Source organism: Brevundimonas albigilva (assembly GCF_023503965.1).
Lineage (GTDB): Bacteria > Pseudomonadota > Alphaproteobacteria > Caulobacterales > Caulobacteraceae > Brevundimonas > Brevundimonas albigilva.
The window spans coordinates 1,433,599-1,450,250 of sequence record NZ_CP097298.1; the positions used below are offsets into that span (position 1 = coordinate 1,433,599).

The window sequence follows — 16,652 nt, forward strand, 5'->3', positions numbered from 1 at the left end:
GCGGCGTGGCGCTGCTTGAGGCCGGCGTGTAAGAACCTGCCCATGACCGTCTATCTGCATCAGGGCGACCTGCCCGACGACCTTGACCTGGGGCCCGAGGTCGCCGTCGATTCCGAGACCATGGGCCTGCGCTTCGGCCGCGACCCGCTGTGCGTGGTCCAGTTGTCGGCCGGCGACGGGAACGCCCATGTCGTGCGCCTGAACCGCCCCGCCTACGACTGCCCGAACCTGAAGCGGCTGCTGGCCGACCCGAAGGTGCTCAAGATCTTTCACTTCGGCCGGTTCGACATCGGCATGTTCCAGCTGCATCTGGGCGTCGAGACCCGGCCGGTCTATTGCACCAAGATCGCCTCCAAGCTGGCGCGCACCTACACCGACCGTCACGGGCTGAAGGACGTGGTGCGCGAGACCGTCGGCGTCGACCTGTCCAAGGCCCAGCAGTCGTCCGACTGGGGCACGGCCGAGCTGACCCAGGCCCAGCTGGACTACGCCGCCTCGGACGTCCTTTATCTGCACGCGGCCAGGGCCCGACTGGACCAGATGCTGGCGCGCGAAGGGCGCACCCAGCTGGCGGCCCAGTGTTTCGACTTCCTGCCGACGCGTTCGGCGCTCGACCTTGCCGGCTGGGACGAGGTCGACATCTTCGCCCACAGCTAGGCCGCCCCGTGACGGACCCGCGAGACACCCCCGCCACCCGCGCCGACGAGGCCCGCGTCGCCCAGGAGGGCCGGCGCTGGCGCGCCCACTCGCGCCGGGTGCGGCTGTATCGCCGGGTGCTGCCGATCATCATGCTGGTTCTGGCGGGCGGCGCCCTGACCTGGACGGTGTTCCGCACCGTCATGTCGGGGGTGGAGCGGCGCGCCACCCAGGGCCAGGAGGTCCGGCTGGACAATCCGATGTTCCACGGCCAGGACGCGCAGGGACGCTCTTTCGTCATCGGCGCGCAAGGGGCGGTGCGGGACGGAGCCACCGGCCATTTCCGCCTGATCGGCCCGGCGCTGAAGCTGAACCTGGGCGGGCGCAAGGTCACCGAGATGACGGCGGACGGCGGAACCTACGACGAGGCGGCCCGCACCGTGACGATCGGCCCGAACGTGCGCATCTCCGACGGCGGCTCGGGCTTCGTCCTGACCACGCCGGAAGCGGTGGTCGACACCCGCACCGGCATCATCACCGGTTCAAAGGGCGTTCAGGGAGCCGGCCCTATTGGAACCATCAACGCTTCGTCCTATGCGATCTACGACCAGGGCCAGCGGGTGGTTTTCAACGGCCAGGGCGATAACAAGATAAGGGGGACGATAAATCCCTCCGGATCAGGCGGATGACGGCGATGAAGATGAAGATGCTGGCGGCGGCGACCGCCCTGACCGTCCTGGTCCTGCCGAGCGTGGGCGACGCCCAGAGCGGAAGCGCGGCCGGCCGGACCTCGAACCAGCCGATCGCCTTCGGCGCCGATTCGGGCGAGCAGACCGCCGAGACCATCTCCCTGCGCGGCCGGGCCGAGGTGACCCAGGGCGACAACCGCCTGCGCGCCGACGCCATCACCCTGTACCGCGACGCCTCGGGCGACCCGGATCGGGTGGAGGCGACCGGAACCGTCTATTTCGTGACCCCGACCCAGTCGATGCGCGGCGACCGCGCCGTCTATTCCATCGACGGCGGCGAGGTGGTGGTGACCGGCAATGTGGTCCTGACCCAGGGTCGGAACGTCCTGACGGGCGGCCGGCTGACCTACAACGTCAACACCGACGCCGCGACCATGGCCGCCCCGCGCGGGTCGGCCGGCAACCGCATCCAGGCGTCTTCTACCCCAACGGCAACTGAGGCCTTTCGGCCGGACTGAGCAGATTTGGCGCGCAAGGAACTCTCCGCCCTGAACCGTGACGAACCGGCCGCCGCGAGGTCGAGGCCGCGCCCGCAGACAAGGGCCTGCGGGTGCGCAACATCGCCCGCGCCTTCGGCCAGCGGCAGGTGGTGCGCGACGTCTCCCTGACGGTCCAGCGCGGCGAGGTCGCGGGCCTGCTGGGTCCCAACGGCGCGGGCAAGACGACCTGCTTCTACATGATCACGGGCCTGATCCCGCCCGACGCCGGCTCGATCTGGCTGGACGGCGAGGACATCACCGCCCAGCCCATGTACCAGCGCGCCCGCATGGGCTTGGGCTATCTGGCGCAGGAGGCCTCGATCTTCCGCGGCATGACAGTCGAGCAGAACATCCGCGCGGTGGTCGAGCTGAACTATCCCAAGGCCAGCATCGAGGCCGAGACCTCGCGCCTCTTGGGCGAACTGCACATCGAACACCTGCGCCACGCCCCGGCCACGGGCCTGTCGGGCGGGGAACGGCGCCGGGTCGAGATCGCGCGCGCCCTGGCGGGCCGGCCGCCGTCCTTCATGCTGCTGGACGAACCCTTCGCCGGCATCGACCCCCTGGCCATCGCCGACATCCGCTCGGTCATCCGCTACCTGGCCGGCCAGGGCATCGGCGTGCTGATCACCGACCACAATGTGCGCGAGACCCTGGAGATCACCGACCGGGTGTCGATCATCTCGGCCGGATCCGTCCTGTTCGAAGGCACGGCCGACCAGGCCATCCACGACCCCGAGGTCCGGCGCGTCTATCTGGGCGAAATGTACGGCTGATCGCGCGTGCGCCCTTCCCCTGCCGGCCTGACGCTGATTTTATCGGGACGACGCCGCGTCGCCACGATTTGGTCGTGTCTGCGGGGCCTGTGATCGAAGCCGGGCGCCTTCCATGATCGGGCCCACCGAAAGAGACCGAATGCGTAAACTGCTCCTCGCGGCTGCGCCGCCCTCGCCCTCGGCGGCTCCGCCGCCGCCGTCGCCAGCCAGACCCCGCGCAACGAAACCTTCCGCATGCTGGAGCTGTTCGGCGACGTAGTGGGCATCGTCGAGCGGCTTTACGTCGTTCCGGTCGACAACAAGAAGCTGATCGAGGCGGCGCTCAGCGGCATGATGACCGCGCTGGATCCGCATTCGAACTATCTGCCGCCCGACAGCTATGGCGATCTGCAGGAGCGGACCACCGGCCAGTATTCCGGCGTCGGCCTGACCATCACCTCGGAAGGCGGCCTGGTGAAGGTGATCTCGCCGATGGACGAGAGCCCGGCGGCCCGCGCCGGCGTACAGGCGGGCGACGTGATCAGCGCCATCGACGGCCAGAACGCGGCGGGCCTGACAGTCAGCCAGGTGTCGGAAAAGCTGCGCGGCGAGGTCGGCACCAGCGTCAAGGTCACCTTCCTGCGCGACGGCGAGGACCCGCTGGAGGTCGTGCTGACCCGCGAGGTCATCAAGGTCCAGTCGGTCACCGGCCGGGTCGAGGGCGACTTCGGCTATCTGCGCGTCTCGACCTTCAACGAGAACACGGGCCGGGAACTGACCGAGGCCATCAACAAGATCAAGGCCGAGAAGCCGGGTGTGAAGGGCTATGTCCTGGACCTGCGCAACAACGGCGGCGGTCTGCTGACGGCGGCGATCGACGTGTCGGACGCCTTCCTGGAACGCGGCGAGATCGTCAGCCAGCGGGGCAGGAAGCCCGAGCAGATCGAACGCTATTCCGCCAAGCCCGGCGACCTGACCGGCGGCCTGCCGCTGGTGGTGCTGATCAACTACGGCTCGGCCTCGGCGTCCGAGATCGTCGCCGGCGCCCTGAAGGACCACGAACGGGCGACCGTCGTGGGCCTGACCAGCTTCGGCAAGGGGTCGGTGCAGACGGTGATCCCGCTGCGCCAGGGGCAGGACGGCGCCCTGTCGATCACCACGGCGCGCTACTACACCCCGTCCGGCGCCTCGATCCAGAAGATCGGCATCGAGCCGGATTACGAGGTGGCCCGGTCGGCGGCCGAGGCGCGCATCGTCTCGCGCTCCAGCTTCATCTATTCCGAGGCGGCCTACGCCACCGCGCTGGACGCCTCCATCGGCGCCGAACGCAAGGGCGCCCACACCCCGCGCGAGGCGCCGGGCGAGGACTATCCCAAGGACAAGGACTATCAGCTGGAGCGCGCCCTGGACCTGCTGCGCGCCGGCGGCGACCTGTCGAAGCTCGGCGCGCCGCCGGAAGGGATCGTGGTCACGGAGCCCGGCTCGGAGCCCAGGCCGGACCAGGCCCCGGCGGACGAACCGGAGACGGACGAGGAGCCGTAGAGCGAAGACCAGTCGGCGCTACAGGCAGGCCAGCAGGTCGTCTTGGATGGCCGAGGTCAGATCGCCCAGAAGGCCGCCATTCGGGTCGAAGGTCGTGACCTGAGCCTGATGGATCGCGTCCCGCCCTCCCCAGGTCGAGGGTGTAGTTCGTGCCATGAGCCCCAATGACAAGGCCCTGTTCCTGGGAATCGGAGGCATAGGGAGGCGGCGGCCGAAACGCGGCGATCCTTTCCACTGCTCTTCGCAGTTGAGGACAGTCGGATTCGTCGAGCCATGCATCGAAGGACTGATCCGTCTGTCCCGGGAGCCCGTCATGTCGGCGAACGACATGCGCCACCCAATAGGCGGCGGGAGCGCCCCTAGCGGCGGGATAGGGCGAGCGTCGCCAGAACCGGGCCTCCAGCCTGTCGGCAAAGCCGAACCCGCCCCGGCCGCCTTTCAGAGCGAAGAGTTCCCTCTCGCTCCATCCTTGGGGCAACGGCGGGAGGGAAGGCGAGGTCTGGAGGAGGATGGCGGCCAGAAGGGAAATCATACGTTTCCTCGGTGCAGTTTCCCGACACCCTGCCCTCCGCACGCTCGATCAGAAAGGGCTCGTTTAAGACAAGCCGCCACTTCGCTGGAGCTTGATTGGGCGCCTTGCGGACGATGCGAAAGGGGATTCGACATTTCCCTTGTTTTCCGTCATAAGCCGCCGCTTCCGACGCAAGTGAACCTCGCGTCTCCACCTGAACGACCCCGGCCCGCCGGACGAGTCAGGCGAGAACCCCCTGTCGACGTGATCGTCCACAGGGGCCGTTGTCGTATGGAGCCGTTTCACCCGTCGCAACGAGGTAGTGAATGTTCGAGGCTCTGAACGAGCGGCTGACAGGCGTCTTCGACCGGATCACCGGGCGCGGCGCCCTGTCCGAAAAGGATGTCGCCGAGGCGATGCGCGAGGTGCGCGTGGCCCTGCTCGAGGCCGACGTCGCCCTGCCGGTCGTCAAGGAATTCATCGCCTTCGCCACCGAGCGCGCCACCGGCGAAGAGGTCATCCGCTCGGTCAAGCCGGCCGACCAGGTGGTCAAGATCGTCTATGACGGCCTGATCGAGATGCTGGGCGGCGAAGAGCCGGTCCCGCTGAACACCAACGCCAATCCGCCCGCTGTGGTGCTGATGGCCGGCCTGCAGGGCTCGGGCAAGACCACGACCTCGGCCAAGCTGGCGCTGCGCCTGACGAAGTTCGATCGCAAGAAGGTCATGATGGCCTCGCTGGACACGCGCCGTCCGGCCGCGATGGAACAGCTGGCGACCCTGGGCAAGCAGATCGAGGTCGCTACCCTGCCCATCGTTCAGGGCGAGAGCGCGGTCCAGATCACCCGCCGGGCGCTGCAATCGGCCAAGCTCCAGGGCTTCGACGTCCTGATCCTGGACACCGCCGGCCGCATCACCCTGGACGAGGGGCTGATGAACGAGGTGGCCGAGGTCGCCGAGATCGCCAGGCCGGTCGAGACCCTGCTGGTCGCCGACAGCCTGACCGGCCAGGACGCGGTGCGCACGGCGTCGGCCTTCCACGCGCGCCTGCCGCTGACCGGTCTGGTCCTGACCCGCGCCGACGGCGACGGGCGCGGCGGCGCCATGCTGTCGATGCGCGCCGTCACCGGCCTGCCGATCAAATATCTGGGCGCCGGCGAAAAGGTCGATGCGCTGGACGTGTTCGACGCCCGCCGCGTCGCCGGCCGCATCCTGGGTCAGGGGGACATCGTCGCCCTGGTCGAAAAGGCCGCCCAGGACCTGGACCAGGCCAAGGCCGAGAAGATGGCCAGGAAGCTGGCCAAGGGCCAGTTCGACCTGGACGACCTGGCCGGCCAGCTGCAGCAGATGAAGCGGATGGGCGGGCTTCAGGGCATCATGGGCATGCTGCCCGGCGTGGCCAAGATGAAGGGCCAGATGGCCGAGAGCGGCATCGACGACCGCATGATCCTGCGCCAGGAAGCCATCATCTCCTCGATGACCAAGGCCGAGCGCAAGAAGCCGGACCTGCTGAACGCATCGCGCAAGAAGCGCATCGCCGCCGGCGCGGGCGTCGAGGTCCAGGACGTCAACCGGGTCCTGAAGCAGCACCGCCAGATGGCCGACGTGGTCAAGTCGATGGCGCGCGGCGGACCCAAGAAGATGCAGCAGATGGCCGCCATGCTGGGCGGCCTCGGCGGCGGCGGCGGGCCGGACATGGCGCGCCTGAAGGCCCTGGGCGGCGGCAAGACGCCGGAACCCAGCGCCGACGAACTGAAGGCCATTCAGGACCGGCTCGCCGGACTGGGTGGCGGTCAACTTCCGAACCTGCCGGGAGGGCTTCCAGGCCTTCCGGGCTTCCCCAAGAAAAACTGATCTGATCTAGAAAGAGACTGACAATGCTGAAGATTCGTCTGGCCCGCGGCGGCGCCAAGAAGCGCCCCTACTACCACATCGTCATCGCCGACTCGCACTCGCCGCGCGACGGCAAGTTCATCGAGAAGGTCGGCAGCTACAACCCGATGCTGCCCAAGGACGGCGAGACCCCGCGCGTCGCCCTGAAGGTCGAGCGCATCGCCGAATGGCTGGGCAAGGGCGCCCAGCCGACCGACCGCGTCGCCCGCTTCCTGTCGCAGGACGAGACCCTGGGCGCCAAGGTGAAGTGGTCGCAGGGCAACAACCCGAACAAGGCCCAACCGGGCAAGAAGGCCCAGGAACGCGCCGCCGAGCGCGCCCAGCGCGAGGCCGACCGCCTGGAAGCCGAAGCCGCCGCCAAGGCCGAGGCCGCCGAAGCCGCCGCCAAGGCCAAGGAAGAGGCCGAAGCCGCCAAGAACGCTCCGGCCTCTGAAGAGGCCCCGGCCGAAGAGGCGCCCGCCGCCGAAGCCGCTGCTGAAGAAACCCCGGCCGCCGAAGAAGCGACCGAGGAAAAGGCCGAAGGCTGAGTCCTTCGGTTCTGACATGAGAACGGCGGCTCCTTCCGGAGCCGCCGTTTTTCGTTTGATCCTCTCCCGCTTGCGGGAGAGGCGGCCCGTCGATCGGCGCAGCCGATCCAGGGTCGGAGAGGGGAGTCTTCTCTCAAGTAGAAACTTCCCCCATCGTCACGCGTGTCGCTGCGCGCCACGACGCGACACTTCCCCCGCGCCGGGGGAAGATCGAGGAGGACGGCATGACCACAGATAGCAGACTCATCCTCGTCGGCCAGGTCGGCGGCGGCTTCGGCGTCAGGGGCGAGGTGCGGGTGACCGCCTTCACCGCCGATCCGCTGGCGTTGACCGCCTATGGGCCGCTGCTGCGCGCCGACGGCTCGGTGGGCCTGACCCTGACCTCGGCGCGACCGGACAAGAACGGGGTCGTCGGCCGGGCCAAGGAGATCGCCACCAAGGAACAGGCCGACGCCCTGCGCGGCCTGAAACTGCACGTGCCCCGCGACCGCTTCCCCGAACCGGAGGAGGACGAATTCTACCTGGCCGATCTGATCGGGCTTCAGGCGCGCGACGGCGACGATGCGGCGATCGGCGTGGTCAAGGCGGTGCAGAACTTCGGCGCCGACGACATGCTGGAGATCGCGCCCGCCGCCGGGGGCCGACCTGGTATCTGCCCTTCACCCGCGACGCCGTGCCCGACATCCGCCTGGCCGAGGGCTGGCTGCGCGTCCTTCGCCCGGTCGAGGTCGGAGAGCGCGAGCCGGACTGAATGCGCTCACTATGCGTCATTCCGGGGCGTCCGCAGGACGAACCCGGAACCCAGGAGGATGGCTCCAGCGCCGAACGCGGCTTGGCGCCTGGGCTGCGGTCCTGGGTTAGGGGTTCTTCGCTTCGCTCAGCCCCGGAAGGACGATGGGGGATGAGGGACCGGCGTTGCTCCCTCAGAAGAAGGTCGTGTCGTCCTGTTTCTGCGCCTGGGGCGCCGAACGTGGCGGCTGGGCGGGACGTGAGGGCGCCGGCGGATTGCGCTGGGCCTGCGGGGTCTGGGGATTCGCACCCGGCTGCGGCGGCGCGACCTGGCCCGGCGGAACGGTCGCCGGCGCGCCGGAGACGTCGGGATAGGACATCGACGGCACGGACCCGGCGGCCGGGGCTTCGGACGCCTCGCCGATCCGGTCCGGCGCGCCGAGGTCGTCGCGGATGAAGGGCCAGCCGCGCGCATCGGCGCAGGCGCAGGCCTTGAGGAAGCCCTGGCGGTCGCGCCACAGCACCAGCGGGCGGGCGTCCTCGACCCCCGACGGCTCCAGCAACTCGGTCAGGCGCGCGTCGAAGCGGCGGGCGCCCTCGACCACCGCCTCGCGCGCCAGGTTCCCGTCGGCCGGCGTCACCCCTTGCGCGGTCCAGCTTCGCGGCGGCGTCGCGGTCCAGCGCTGGAACAGCCGCCAGTCGCGCGTCAGCCACAGCTCGGCCACCGTGGACCGTTCGGCGGCGGTGGACTGGGGCGCGCCCTCTCGGTCGGGCCGGGCGAAGAAGATGAACCGCGGCTCGGCGCCGCCGGCGCGCAGGCGGGGCGCCTCTTCGCGCAGATAGCGATCCATCGCCGCGCTGTCGCGCCAGCCGACGACATAGACCGCCTGCCCGCCCGCGCCGTCCGAGACCCAGGACGACTGGTCCAGCAGTTGCTGAATCTCGGCCTGATTCTGCGTCACCGTCACCGGCTGGAACCGGGCGAAGAAGTTCCAATAGGCCCAGTAGCCGACGCCCATCAGGATCAGGGCGGTGACCGCCGTCAGGATCGACCAGATCAGAACACGCCGCATCGAAACGCCTCCCCCAGCTTCGCTGTACGCGATCCTAACGCACGAAGGGACGATTCCGTTGTCGGCCGGCATGAATCAGGGGCGCCAGCCGGTGGTCTGGGCGACCTCGCTGTCGTCGGCCAGGGCTCTGCGCGTCTTTTTGACCTCGGCCCAGGCGGCGCGCAGAAGTTCGGGCACGCCCTCGCCGGAGACGCCGGAGACCAGCATCGGGCGGCGGCCGGCGACGGCCTCCAGCTCGGCGGCCTTCTCCTCGCGCATCTCGGGGGTCAGGGCGTCGATCTTGTTCAGCGCCAGGATTTCGGCCTTGTCGGCCAGGCCCTCGCCATAGGCCTCCAGCTCGCCCCGGATGATCCGGTACGCCTCGACCACGTCGTCCTGCGTCCCGTCGATCAGGTGGATCAGGCTGGCCGAGCGCTCTACATGGCCCAGGAAGCGCGTGCCCAGGCCCGCGCCCTCGCTGGCGCCCTCGATCAGTCCGGGAATGTCGGCGATGACGAACCGTTCCGAAGGCGACAGGTCGACCATCCCCAGGTTCGGCGTCAGGGTCGTGAACGGATAGTCCGCCACCTTGGGCCGCGCCGCGCTGGCGGCCGATAGGAAGGTGGACTTGCCGGCGTTCGGCAGGCCCGCCAGGCCGATGTCGGCGATCAGCTTCAGCCGCAGCCAGATCCAGCGCTCCTGGCCCTCCTGGCCCGGATTGGCGTGGGTCGGGGCCTGGTTGACCGGTCCCTTGAAGTGGACGTTGCCCCAGCCGCCGTTGCCGCCCTTGAGCAGCAGTTCGGCCTTGCCGGGCGTGTCCATGTCCAGCAGCACCGTCTCCTTGTCCTCGTCCAGCACCTGGGTGCCGACGGGGACCTTCAGCACCACGTCCTGGCCCTTGCCGCCGTGCATCTGGCGGCCTTGGCCGTGGGCGCCGGTCTGGGCCTTGAAATGCTGCTGGTAGCGGTAGTCGATCAGGGTGTTCAGCCCCTCGACCGCCTCGATCCAGACGTCGCCGCCCTTGCCGCCGTCGCCGCCGTCGGGCCCGCCGTTGGGGATGAACTTCTCGCGCCGGAACGACACGGAGCCCGCGCCGCCGTTGCCCGAGCGGATGTAGATCTTGGCCTGGTCTAGGAACTTCATCGGCGGCTTATGCCAAAAGACGGCGGCGAGGGCGAGGCGTGCGTCGTTAAGACCCGGTTAACCAAAGCAGCCGAGCGTTAACGCTCATGAAACCTTTGGCCTCGCCCGCCCTGGCCCGTCCGTTCGTCGAGACGACGAAGCCGGCCGTCGCGCGCGACTGGCCCCTGCGGCCCGAACGCGCCCAGACCGAAAGCGCCCAGACTGAACGGCCGCGCCGCGCCGAAGCGGGCGAGACCGTCGCGACCGAGGCCGCCAAGCGCCATCTGGAACAGCTGGCCGCCCATCTGCGCATCCTCCAGACCAGCGGCGCGGCCAATCCGGCGATGGCGGCGATGCTGGCCTATGAGATGAAGGCGGCGCTGGGGGCCTATGCGGCGGCCGGCGCCGTCGCGCCGCCGATCGTCGGGCTGGACGCGCTGCGCGCCCGCGACCAGGCGGCCCCGCCGCCGCGACGCGTCAGCGTGGTCGTCTAGAGCAGCGCCGAAATCGCCGCCCGCGCGGCCTCGCCCAGATCGGGGCGCTTCAGGGCCAGGGCGACATTGGCGCGCAGCAGGCCGATCTTGTCGCCGCAGTCGTGGGTGACGCCTTCGTATTCCACGGCGGTGAAGCTCTGGTCGGCCATCAGCCGGGCCATGGCGTCGGTCAGCTGGATCTCGCCGCCCGCGCCCTTTTCCTGGGTCGCCAGCAGGTCGAAGATTTCCGGCTGCAGGATGTAGCGGCCCGAGATCGACAGGTTTGACGGCGCCGTGCCTGCGGCGGGCTTTTCCACCATGCCCTTCATGACGATGCGGGCGCCGTCGCGGCTGACCGGATCGACGATGCCGTATTTGTGGGTCTGGTCCTCGGGCACCGACTCCACGCCGATGATGTTGCCGCCGGTTTCCGCATAGACCTGGGCCAGCTGCTTCAAGGCGCCGGGCTGGGAATCCACGATCACGTCCGGCAGGATGACGGCGAAGGGTTCGCGGCCGATGATGTCGCGGGCGCACCAGACCGCGTGGCCCAGGCCCTTGGGCTGCATCTGGCGGGTGAAGCTCATTTCCCCGGCGGTCGCCAGTTCGGCGTTCATCATGGCCAGGATGTCGGTCTTGCCCTTGGCCTCCAGCTGGGCCTCGAGCTCGATCTGGTGGTCGAAATAGTCCTCGATGGCGCCCTTGGAGCGTCCGGTGACGAAGACGATGTGCTCGATGCCGGCCTCGCGCGCCTCTTCCACGATGTAGGAGAGGATGGGCCGGTCGACGACGTTCAGCAGTTCCTTGGGCGTGGTCTTGGTGCCCGGAAGGACACGGGTGCCGAGGCCCGCGACGGGCAGCACGGCCTTGCGCAGGCGCGCGGGAGTGGAAGTCATGTATGATCCTGACAGCTGTCCCGCCCCTTCTAGCCGGTGCGGACCGGCGAAAGAAGGGGCGGAACGGCCATCGGTTCCCGTCAGCTGGCCGGGCGCTGCATCGGGGTCATGGCCTGGGCGGCGGCGCGCTGGGCGACCAGGTCGGCTTCCGGCAGCGGGATAAGGCCGCGATCCTGCAGATAGCCGCCGCGACCAGCGGCGCCCTCGGACAGGAATTCCTGAACGAACTGCGCCAGGCCCGGCGTCACGCCGACATGGGCCTTCTTCACATAGATGTAGAGGCTGCGCGACAGCGGATAGGAGCCGTCGGCGATGGTGTCGGCGTTCGGCTCGACGCCGTCGATGGTCTCGGCCTTCACCGTGTCCAGGTTCTGCTCGAGGAAGGAATAGCCGAACACGCCCAGCGACCCCGGCGTGCGGGTCAGGGTCTGGACGATGGCGTTGTCGTTCTCGCCCGAGTCGATCCAGGCGCCGTCCTCGCGCAGGGTGTGGGCGATGGCTTCGAAGCGGTCCTTGTCGCTCTCTTCCAGGGCGGCCGCCGCCGGCACCAGCTTGGCGCCCGGCGTCATGCCCAGCTCCAGGAAGGCGTCGCGCGTGCCCGAGGTGGGCGGCGGGCCATAGACCTGGATGCGCTGGTTCGGCAGGCCGGGGTTGACCTGGTTCCAGGTCTTGGCCGGATTGGTCACGAAGGCGCCGTTCGGGCCGGGCACTTCCTTGGCCAGGCCTTCGTAGAGGTCGTTCAGTTCGAAGTTGAAGCTGTTGCCGCTGCGCGCCGTGGCGATGACGATGCCGTCGAAGCCGATCTTCAGCTCGACGATCTCGGTGACGCCGTTCTTCTGGCACATGTCGAACTCGGACGCCTTCATCGGGCGCGAGGCGTTGGCGATGTCGGGCGTGGTCGGGCCGACGCCCTGGCAGAAGGCCTGGATGCCGCCGCCGGTGCCCAGGCTTTCGACTCGCGGCGCGGCGCCGCCCGAACTGCGCGCGAAGGTCTCGGCCACGCGGGTCGAGAAGGGGAAGACCGTCGAGGAGCCGGCCGCCCAGATACCCGCGCGGGCTCCGCCGCCGGCGCCGGCGCCATTGTCCCCGCAGGCCGCCAGAGCCAGCAGGGCGGCCGCCGAGGCGGCGAGTTTCAGAGTCCGGATCATCAAGGCTCTCCCTGAGCGTCGTGTTCGCGACGCTTAGAGCAGAGGATTGTGAAGGTTTTGCGCTTGCGCCCGACGGGTCAGAGCAGGCGCTTGCGCATGACCTGGGACAGGGTGTCGATCAGGGTCACGGCGACGACGATCACGATGGCGATGGCGGCGACGCGGCTGTAGTCGAAGGCCTGGATGCTCTCGAACAGGGTCTGGCCGATGCCGCCCGCGCCGATCAGGCCCAGCACGGTGGCCGCGCGGCTGTTCGATTCGAAGCGGTACAGGGCGAACGAGGTCCACAGCGGCGCGACCTGCGGGAAGACGCCCCAGACGATCTCGTGCAGCTGGCCCGCCCCGGTGGCGCGCACGCCCTCGACCGGCCCCTTGTCGATCGATTCCACGGCTTCCGAGAACAGCTTGGCCAGAACCCCGCCGGTGTTCAGCGCCAGGGCCAGCACGCCGGCCAGCGGGCCCAGGCCCACCGCGACGATGAACAGGGTGGCGATGACCAGGTCGGGGATCGAGCGCAGCAGGTCCATGACCCGGCGCACGATGAAGACCATCCAGCCGGGCGCGATGTTGCGCGAAGCCATCAGGCTGAGCGGCAGGGCCAGGAAGACGGCCAGGAAGGTGCCCCACAGGGCGATCTGCACCGTCAGCCACATCTGACCGGCCAGGCTGGCCGTCGGCTGGGTGAAGATCGCCTTGAAGGAGGTCCAGAAGTCGCCGGGCGGGAAGATGGCGCCCCAGTCGGGCTGCAGCAGTTCGGCGCCGTAGGTCGAGATGTTCTCGGAGCCCGAGAACAGCCGACCGAAATTCTGCATGTCGACCTTGCCGAAGCTGGCGATCAGCACGATCGCCAGGCCGCCCCATAGCAGGACGTCGAAGGCCAGGGCCGAGGCCGAGCGCTTGGGCGGATTGGGGATGGCCGTCGGGCTCACGCCGCCCTTGACCGCCATGTCCACGCGCGCGTCGGTCAAGGCTGGACCTCGCGCTTGGCGCGCAGCGCGGCCAGTTCGCGCTCGGCGGCGGCGACGCCGGCCTGGTCGTTCTTGGCGCGGGCTTCGCCCAGCTTCTGGTCGGCCACCATCTCGCGCACCGGGTCCAGGTAGCTGTCGTCGGCGGCGCGGAACATCGAATAGTTCAGACCCGCCAGAACCTGGCGCTGGCGCTCGGCCTCGGGGCCGTCGCCCTGGCCGTAGGTCAGGAAGAAGCTGCGGATCTTTTCCTTCAGCGCCGGGTCCAGGTCCTCGCGGATAGCGATGCCCGATTCCGGGATGGGCGGCGACTGCCAGATCTCCTCGATCTGATCCGCCAGGCGCGGATTCTCGCGCCTCATGAAGATGGTGTTGACCGAGTTGGAGGTCGCCACGTCCACCACGCCGGTGGCCACGGCGAAGGCGTTGGCCTGATGGTTCGCCGACCGCACGGTCGAGAAGCACTGGGCCGGCACGATGCCGCGCGGATTGAACAGGAAGGTCAGCGGGGCCAGGGTGCCCGAGGTCGACTGGGCGTCGCCGATGCCGAAGCTGTAGCGCTTACCGCACGCCAGGACGTCGTCCAGGGTGATGCCCGAGCCCTTCCGCACGATCAGGGTGGAGGTGTAGCTGTCGCGCCCTTCCGGATCGACGATGCGGGCGATCACCTCGGCGTTGGAGCGGTCCACGGCCTCCAGCAGCGGCTTGGCCGACAGCCAGCCCACCTGGGTCTGGTTGAAGCGCATGGCCTCGATCAGGACGTTGTAATTGCCCGCGAAGAACGGCTTCACCGGCACGCCGATCGCCTTGGACATGTCGTCCAGCAGCGGCTGCCACAGCGGGCCGGACGAGGCCTGGCCCTCGGCCGACAGGATGGAGAAGGTCAGTTCGGACGGCGTCGCGCCGGCCGCCTTCTTCTCGTCGCCGCCTCCGCAGGAGGCCAGGCCCATCAGCGCCGCGGCGGCGCCGACGGCCGCGAACAGGCGGCGGGACAGGGTGCGAGGCTGGCTCATGCCTTGGTCTCCCAGAAGGCGTCCTCGAATTCGGGACCGTAGATTTCGATCAGGCGCGCCTGGTCCAGCGCGGTGGAGGGGCCGTCATAGACGACCTTGCCGCCCTGCAGGGCGATCACCCGGTCGCAGTAGCGGATGGCGTAGTCGACCTGGTGCAGGGTGACGATCACGCCCAGGCCGTCGCGCTGGTTCAGCTCGACCAGCAGCTCCATGACCTTGCGCGCCGAGACCGGGTCCAGCGAGGCCACGGGCTCGTCGGCCAGAATGGCCTTGGCGCCCTGGACGATGGCGCGGGCGATGGCGCCACGCTGCTGCTGGCCGCCGGACAGGGTGTTGGCCCTCTGGGCGGCGTAGTCGGAAACGCCGACGCGGTGCAGGGCCGCCATCGCCTTGTCCTTGTCGGCCTTGGGCCAGGCGCCCAGCAGCCCCTGCCAGGCCGGCAGCCGCCCCAGGGCGCCCAGCATGACGTTGGAGAACAGGCTCAGACGCCCGACCAGATTGAACTGCTGGAAGATCATGCCCAGCTTGCCGCGCGCCTTGCGCACCGCGCCGGTGACCCTGCCGTCCTTCTGCACCGTCTCGCCGAAGACCGAGATCGTGCCCTTGCCGGGATCGATCGACTGCAGGCCGGTGATCGAGCGCAACAGGGTGGACTTGCCCGAACCCGACGGTCCGATCAGGGCGACCATCTCGCCCGAGGCGACCTCGACCGAGACGCCGTCCAGCGCCTTTCGCGATCCGAAGGTCTTCGACACGTCGCGCGCCGAGACAAGCCCGGGAGCGGCGGCGGCTGCGGATGAACTCATGAACTCGCTGGAGAGGCTGTGGCGAAGGGCGCCGCAATACGCGGATGTGGCGTGTGGGCAAGTCTTAATCGCATGGACAGGACGATTTCGTCCAGTCTCGTGTCCGGCTCAGGCCGAGCGTGGGTCCTGGCGTCCGATCGCGGCGACGCGGGCGACATCGGCGGGGATCGGCAGGGCGGCCCGGGCGCGCTCCAGCGCCTCGTCCGCCATCGCCCGCGCCGGGGTCGCCAGGGCGTCCAGCGTCGACAGCGACAGAAGGCCCTTTCGCAGGCGCATGGCCACCGCCACGTCGCCCGAGCCGAAACGCGCGATCGGCCCGAAGACGTCGTCCAGCAGGTCCGCCTCCTGGATCGACGGCGCCAGCAGGCGATCGCATCGGGGCGCGTCCGGCCGCGCATGGGTCGCCCAGCCTTCCAGCAGCCGCACGCCGGCGCCGACGACCTGGATCGCCGTGCCCGGATCGTTGACCCCGGGGGACAGCGCCTTGGCCGCGATCTCGCCCAGCACGATCAGGCCGAAGCGGGGATCCTGGTCGTAGGATCGGGAATCGCCGACGGCGAAGGCCGAGCGGAAGTCCCCCTGCGCCGCCTCGTCGCAGCGGGGCAGGTCGACCCGCGCCAGGACCTCGCCCCGCCGCACGAAGGCGCCCGGCGCCGCCACGACCTCGACCTGGCAATCGTGCTGTTCGGCCACGCCCTGGAGGCGGTCCGGATCGACGTTCTGAACATAGCCCGTCGAGACGGCGGTCACGTCCACGCCCGTCTCCAGCCGCCCACGCCGCCCGCCCAGCCACGGCGTGTCGCGGCGCTGATCCAGCGCCTGGCGCGCCTGGGCCTCCACCAGGTCGATCATGTGTCCGACCCGCGCCAGGCTGGACAGGCGGTTGATCCACGCCAGCAGGCGAAAGGCCACCAGCACGACCACCGCCAGGCTGAACAGGAACAGGATCGCGCGCCCGCCCTGGCCGTAATAATGCGCATTGATCGCCGTCACCGACACGATGGCGTAGAAACACCCCGACGAAGGTGGCCAGCGACTTCTGCGTCTCGCCGTCGCTGGTGACCAGGGCGGCCACGCGCGGGCTGGCCGCGCTGGACACAGACGTATAGGCCGTCACCATCGCCCCCACCGAGAAGGTCGCCACGCTCAGCAGGCTGGAGGCCAGGATGGTCAGGATCGACTCGACCGACGGTCCGCCCAGGCGCTCGGCCATGTCCTTGGGCACCCACGGCGCCAGGAACACCGCCAGCAGGGAGGCCGCCACGCCCAGGCCGGCGTAGGCCGACGCCCGCACCCACAGTTGGCGCCGAAAGCGACGCCAGAAGAAAAGCCAGCGGTTCATGAATCCTCCGCCCCC

Annotated in this window: 15 protein-coding genes and 2 pseudogenes; 9 read left to right on the forward strand and 8 right to left on the reverse strand. The window is 69.3% G+C overall.

All coding sequences use genetic code 11. The features are described 5' to 3' along the window. The first annotated feature begins 42 nt into the window (after positions 1–42). The 8 genes and pseudogenes from MU852_RS07495 to rimM all read left to right on the forward strand — a co-directional run bounded on the left by MU852_RS07495 (position 43) and on the right by rimM (position 7,842). The gene (locus MU852_RS07495; RefSeq protein ID WP_249751662.1) at positions 43–657 is read left to right on the forward strand and encodes a ribonuclease D; all 615 of its coding nucleotides are present in this window, start codon (positions 43–45) and stop codon (positions 655–657) included. 8 nt (positions 658–665) lie between these two features. Continuing rightward, entirely contained in the window at positions 666–1,325 is a 660-nt protein-coding gene (lptC, locus tag MU852_RS07500) for an LPS export ABC transporter periplasmic protein LptC (protein ID WP_249751663.1), read from the forward strand. Beyond that, positions 1,322–1,843, forward strand: a complete 522-nt coding sequence (locus tag MU852_RS07505; RefSeq protein WP_249751664.1) for an LptA/OstA family protein — start codon at positions 1,322–1,324, stop codon at positions 1,841–1,843. The genes lptC and MU852_RS07505 overlap by 4 nt, the downstream gene beginning before the upstream one ends. Before the next feature lie 92 nt (positions 1,844–1,935). After that, positions 1,936–2,640, forward strand: coding sequence for an LPS export ABC transporter ATP-binding protein (gene lptB / locus MU852_RS07510; protein WP_249751665.1), 705 nt, complete (start codon positions 1,936–1,938; stop codon positions 2,638–2,640). A 234-nt stretch (positions 2,641–2,874) separates the two neighbouring features. After that, a complete protein-coding gene (locus MU852_RS07515) occupies positions 2,875–4,161 on the forward strand; it encodes a S41 family peptidase (RefSeq protein WP_249751666.1) in 1,287 nt (428 codons plus the stop codon). Positions 4,162–4,998: 837 nt separating this feature from the next. Continuing rightward, positions 4,999–6,525 carry a signal recognition particle protein gene (gene ffh, locus MU852_RS07520; RefSeq protein ID WP_249751667.1) on the forward strand — a complete coding sequence of 509 codons (1,527 nt, stop codon included), beginning with the start codon at positions 4,999–5,001 and terminating at the stop codon, positions 6,523–6,525. 23 nt (positions 6,526–6,548) lie between these two features. Beyond that, positions 6,549–7,091, forward strand: a complete 543-nt coding sequence (rpsP, locus tag MU852_RS07525) for a 30S ribosomal protein S16 (protein WP_249751668.1) — start codon at positions 6,549–6,551, stop codon at positions 7,089–7,091. A gap of 224 nt (positions 7,092–7,315) precedes the next feature. Then, positions 7,316–7,842: pseudogene (gene rimM, locus MU852_RS07530) on the forward strand (ribosome maturation factor RimM). Positions 7,843–8,014: 172 nt separating this feature from the next. Here rimM and MU852_RS07535 read toward each other — a convergent pair. Next, positions 8,015–8,893, reverse strand: a complete 879-nt coding sequence (locus MU852_RS07535) for a hypothetical protein (RefSeq protein ID WP_249751669.1) — start codon at positions 8,891–8,893, stop codon at positions 8,015–8,017. A gap of 75 nt (positions 8,894–8,968) precedes the next feature. Continuing rightward, entirely contained in the window at positions 8,969–10,015 is a 1,047-nt protein-coding gene (gene obgE / locus MU852_RS07540) for a GTPase ObgE (protein WP_249751670.1), read from the reverse strand. An 86-nt stretch (positions 10,016–10,101) separates the two neighbouring features. On the opposite strand from obgE, the gene MU852_RS07545 reads away from it, so the two are divergent. Further along, positions 10,102–10,488, forward strand: coding sequence for a hypothetical protein (locus MU852_RS07545; protein WP_249751671.1), 387 nt, complete (start codon positions 10,102–10,104; stop codon positions 10,486–10,488). Here MU852_RS07545 and galU read toward each other — a convergent pair. The 6 genes and pseudogenes from galU to MU852_RS07575 all read right to left on the reverse strand — a co-directional run bounded on the left by galU (position 10,485) and on the right by MU852_RS07575 (position 16,637). Further along, positions 10,485–11,363: a UTP--glucose-1-phosphate uridylyltransferase GalU gene (galU, locus tag MU852_RS07550; RefSeq protein WP_249751672.1), complete on the reverse strand. Its 879-nt coding sequence runs from the start codon at positions 11,361–11,363 to the stop codon at positions 10,485–10,487. The genes MU852_RS07545 and galU overlap by 4 nt on opposite strands. A gap of 80 nt (positions 11,364–11,443) precedes the next feature. After that, on the reverse strand, positions 11,444–12,511 hold the full coding sequence (locus tag MU852_RS07555; protein ID WP_249751673.1) for a substrate-binding domain-containing protein: 1,068 nt from the start codon (positions 12,509–12,511) through the stop codon (positions 11,444–11,446). A gap of 77 nt (positions 12,512–12,588) precedes the next feature. Beyond that, a complete protein-coding gene (gene phnE, locus MU852_RS07560) occupies positions 12,589–13,479 on the reverse strand; it encodes a phosphonate ABC transporter, permease protein PhnE (RefSeq protein ID WP_249751674.1) in 891 nt (296 codons plus the stop codon). Further along, positions 13,476–14,489 (reverse strand): phosphate/phosphite/phosphonate ABC transporter substrate-binding protein, encoded by a 1,014-nt coding sequence (phnD, locus tag MU852_RS07565; RefSeq protein ID WP_249751675.1) that lies wholly within the window; start codon positions 14,487–14,489, stop codon positions 13,476–13,478. Before phnD ends, phnE begins: the two co-directional genes overlap by 4 nt. Continuing rightward, on the reverse strand, positions 14,486–15,295 hold the full coding sequence (gene phnC / locus MU852_RS07570) for a phosphonate ABC transporter ATP-binding protein (protein ID WP_249751676.1): 810 nt from the start codon (positions 15,293–15,295) through the stop codon (positions 14,486–14,488). The genes phnD and phnC overlap by 4 nt, the downstream gene beginning before the upstream one ends. 108 nt (positions 15,296–15,403) lie before the next feature. Continuing rightward, positions 15,404–16,637, reverse strand: a pseudogene (locus MU852_RS07575) (DUF2254 domain-containing protein). Positions 16,638–16,652 lie beyond the last annotated feature (15 nt).

Bases quoted from the DNA above. Each gene is read 5' to 3' on its own strand.
- obgE (WP_249751670.1), bottom strand. From the start codon at position 10,015: ATGAAGTTCCTAGACCAGGCCAAGATCTACATCCGCTCGGGCAACGGC.
- phnD (WP_249751675.1), bottom strand. From the start codon at position 14,489: ATGAGCCAGCCTCGCACCCTGTCCCGCCGCCTGTTCGCGGCCGTCGGC.
- MU852_RS07555 (WP_249751673.1), bottom strand. From the start codon at position 12,511: ATGATCCGGACTCTGAAACTCGCCGCCTCGGCGGCCGCCCTGCTGGCT.
- MU852_RS07495 (WP_249751662.1), top strand. From the start codon at position 43: ATGACCGTCTATCTGCATCAGGGCGACCTGCCCGACGACCTTGACCTG.
- rpsP (WP_249751668.1), top strand. From the start codon at position 6,549: ATGCTGAAGATTCGTCTGGCCCGCGGCGGCGCCAAGAAGCGCCCCTAC.
- MU852_RS07515 (WP_249751666.1), top strand. From the start codon at position 2,875: ATGCTGGAGCTGTTCGGCGACGTAGTGGGCATCGTCGAGCGGCTTTAC.
- MU852_RS07545 (WP_249751671.1), top strand. From the start codon at position 10,102: ATGAAACCTTTGGCCTCGCCCGCCCTGGCCCGTCCGTTCGTCGAGACG.
- MU852_RS07535 (WP_249751669.1), bottom strand. From the start codon at position 8,893: ATGCGGCGTGTTCTGATCTGGTCGATCCTGACGGCGGTCACCGCCCTG.
- phnC (WP_249751676.1), bottom strand. From the start codon at position 15,295: ATGAGTTCATCCGCAGCCGCCGCCGCTCCCGGGCTTGTCTCGGCGCGC.
- MU852_RS07505 (WP_249751664.1), top strand. From the start codon at position 1,322: ATGACGGCGATGAAGATGAAGATGCTGGCGGCGGCGACCGCCCTGACC.
- ffh (WP_249751667.1), top strand. From the start codon at position 4,999: ATGTTCGAGGCTCTGAACGAGCGGCTGACAGGCGTCTTCGACCGGATC.
- galU (WP_249751672.1), bottom strand. From the start codon at position 11,363: ATGACTTCCACTCCCGCGCGCCTGCGCAAGGCCGTGCTGCCCGTCGCG.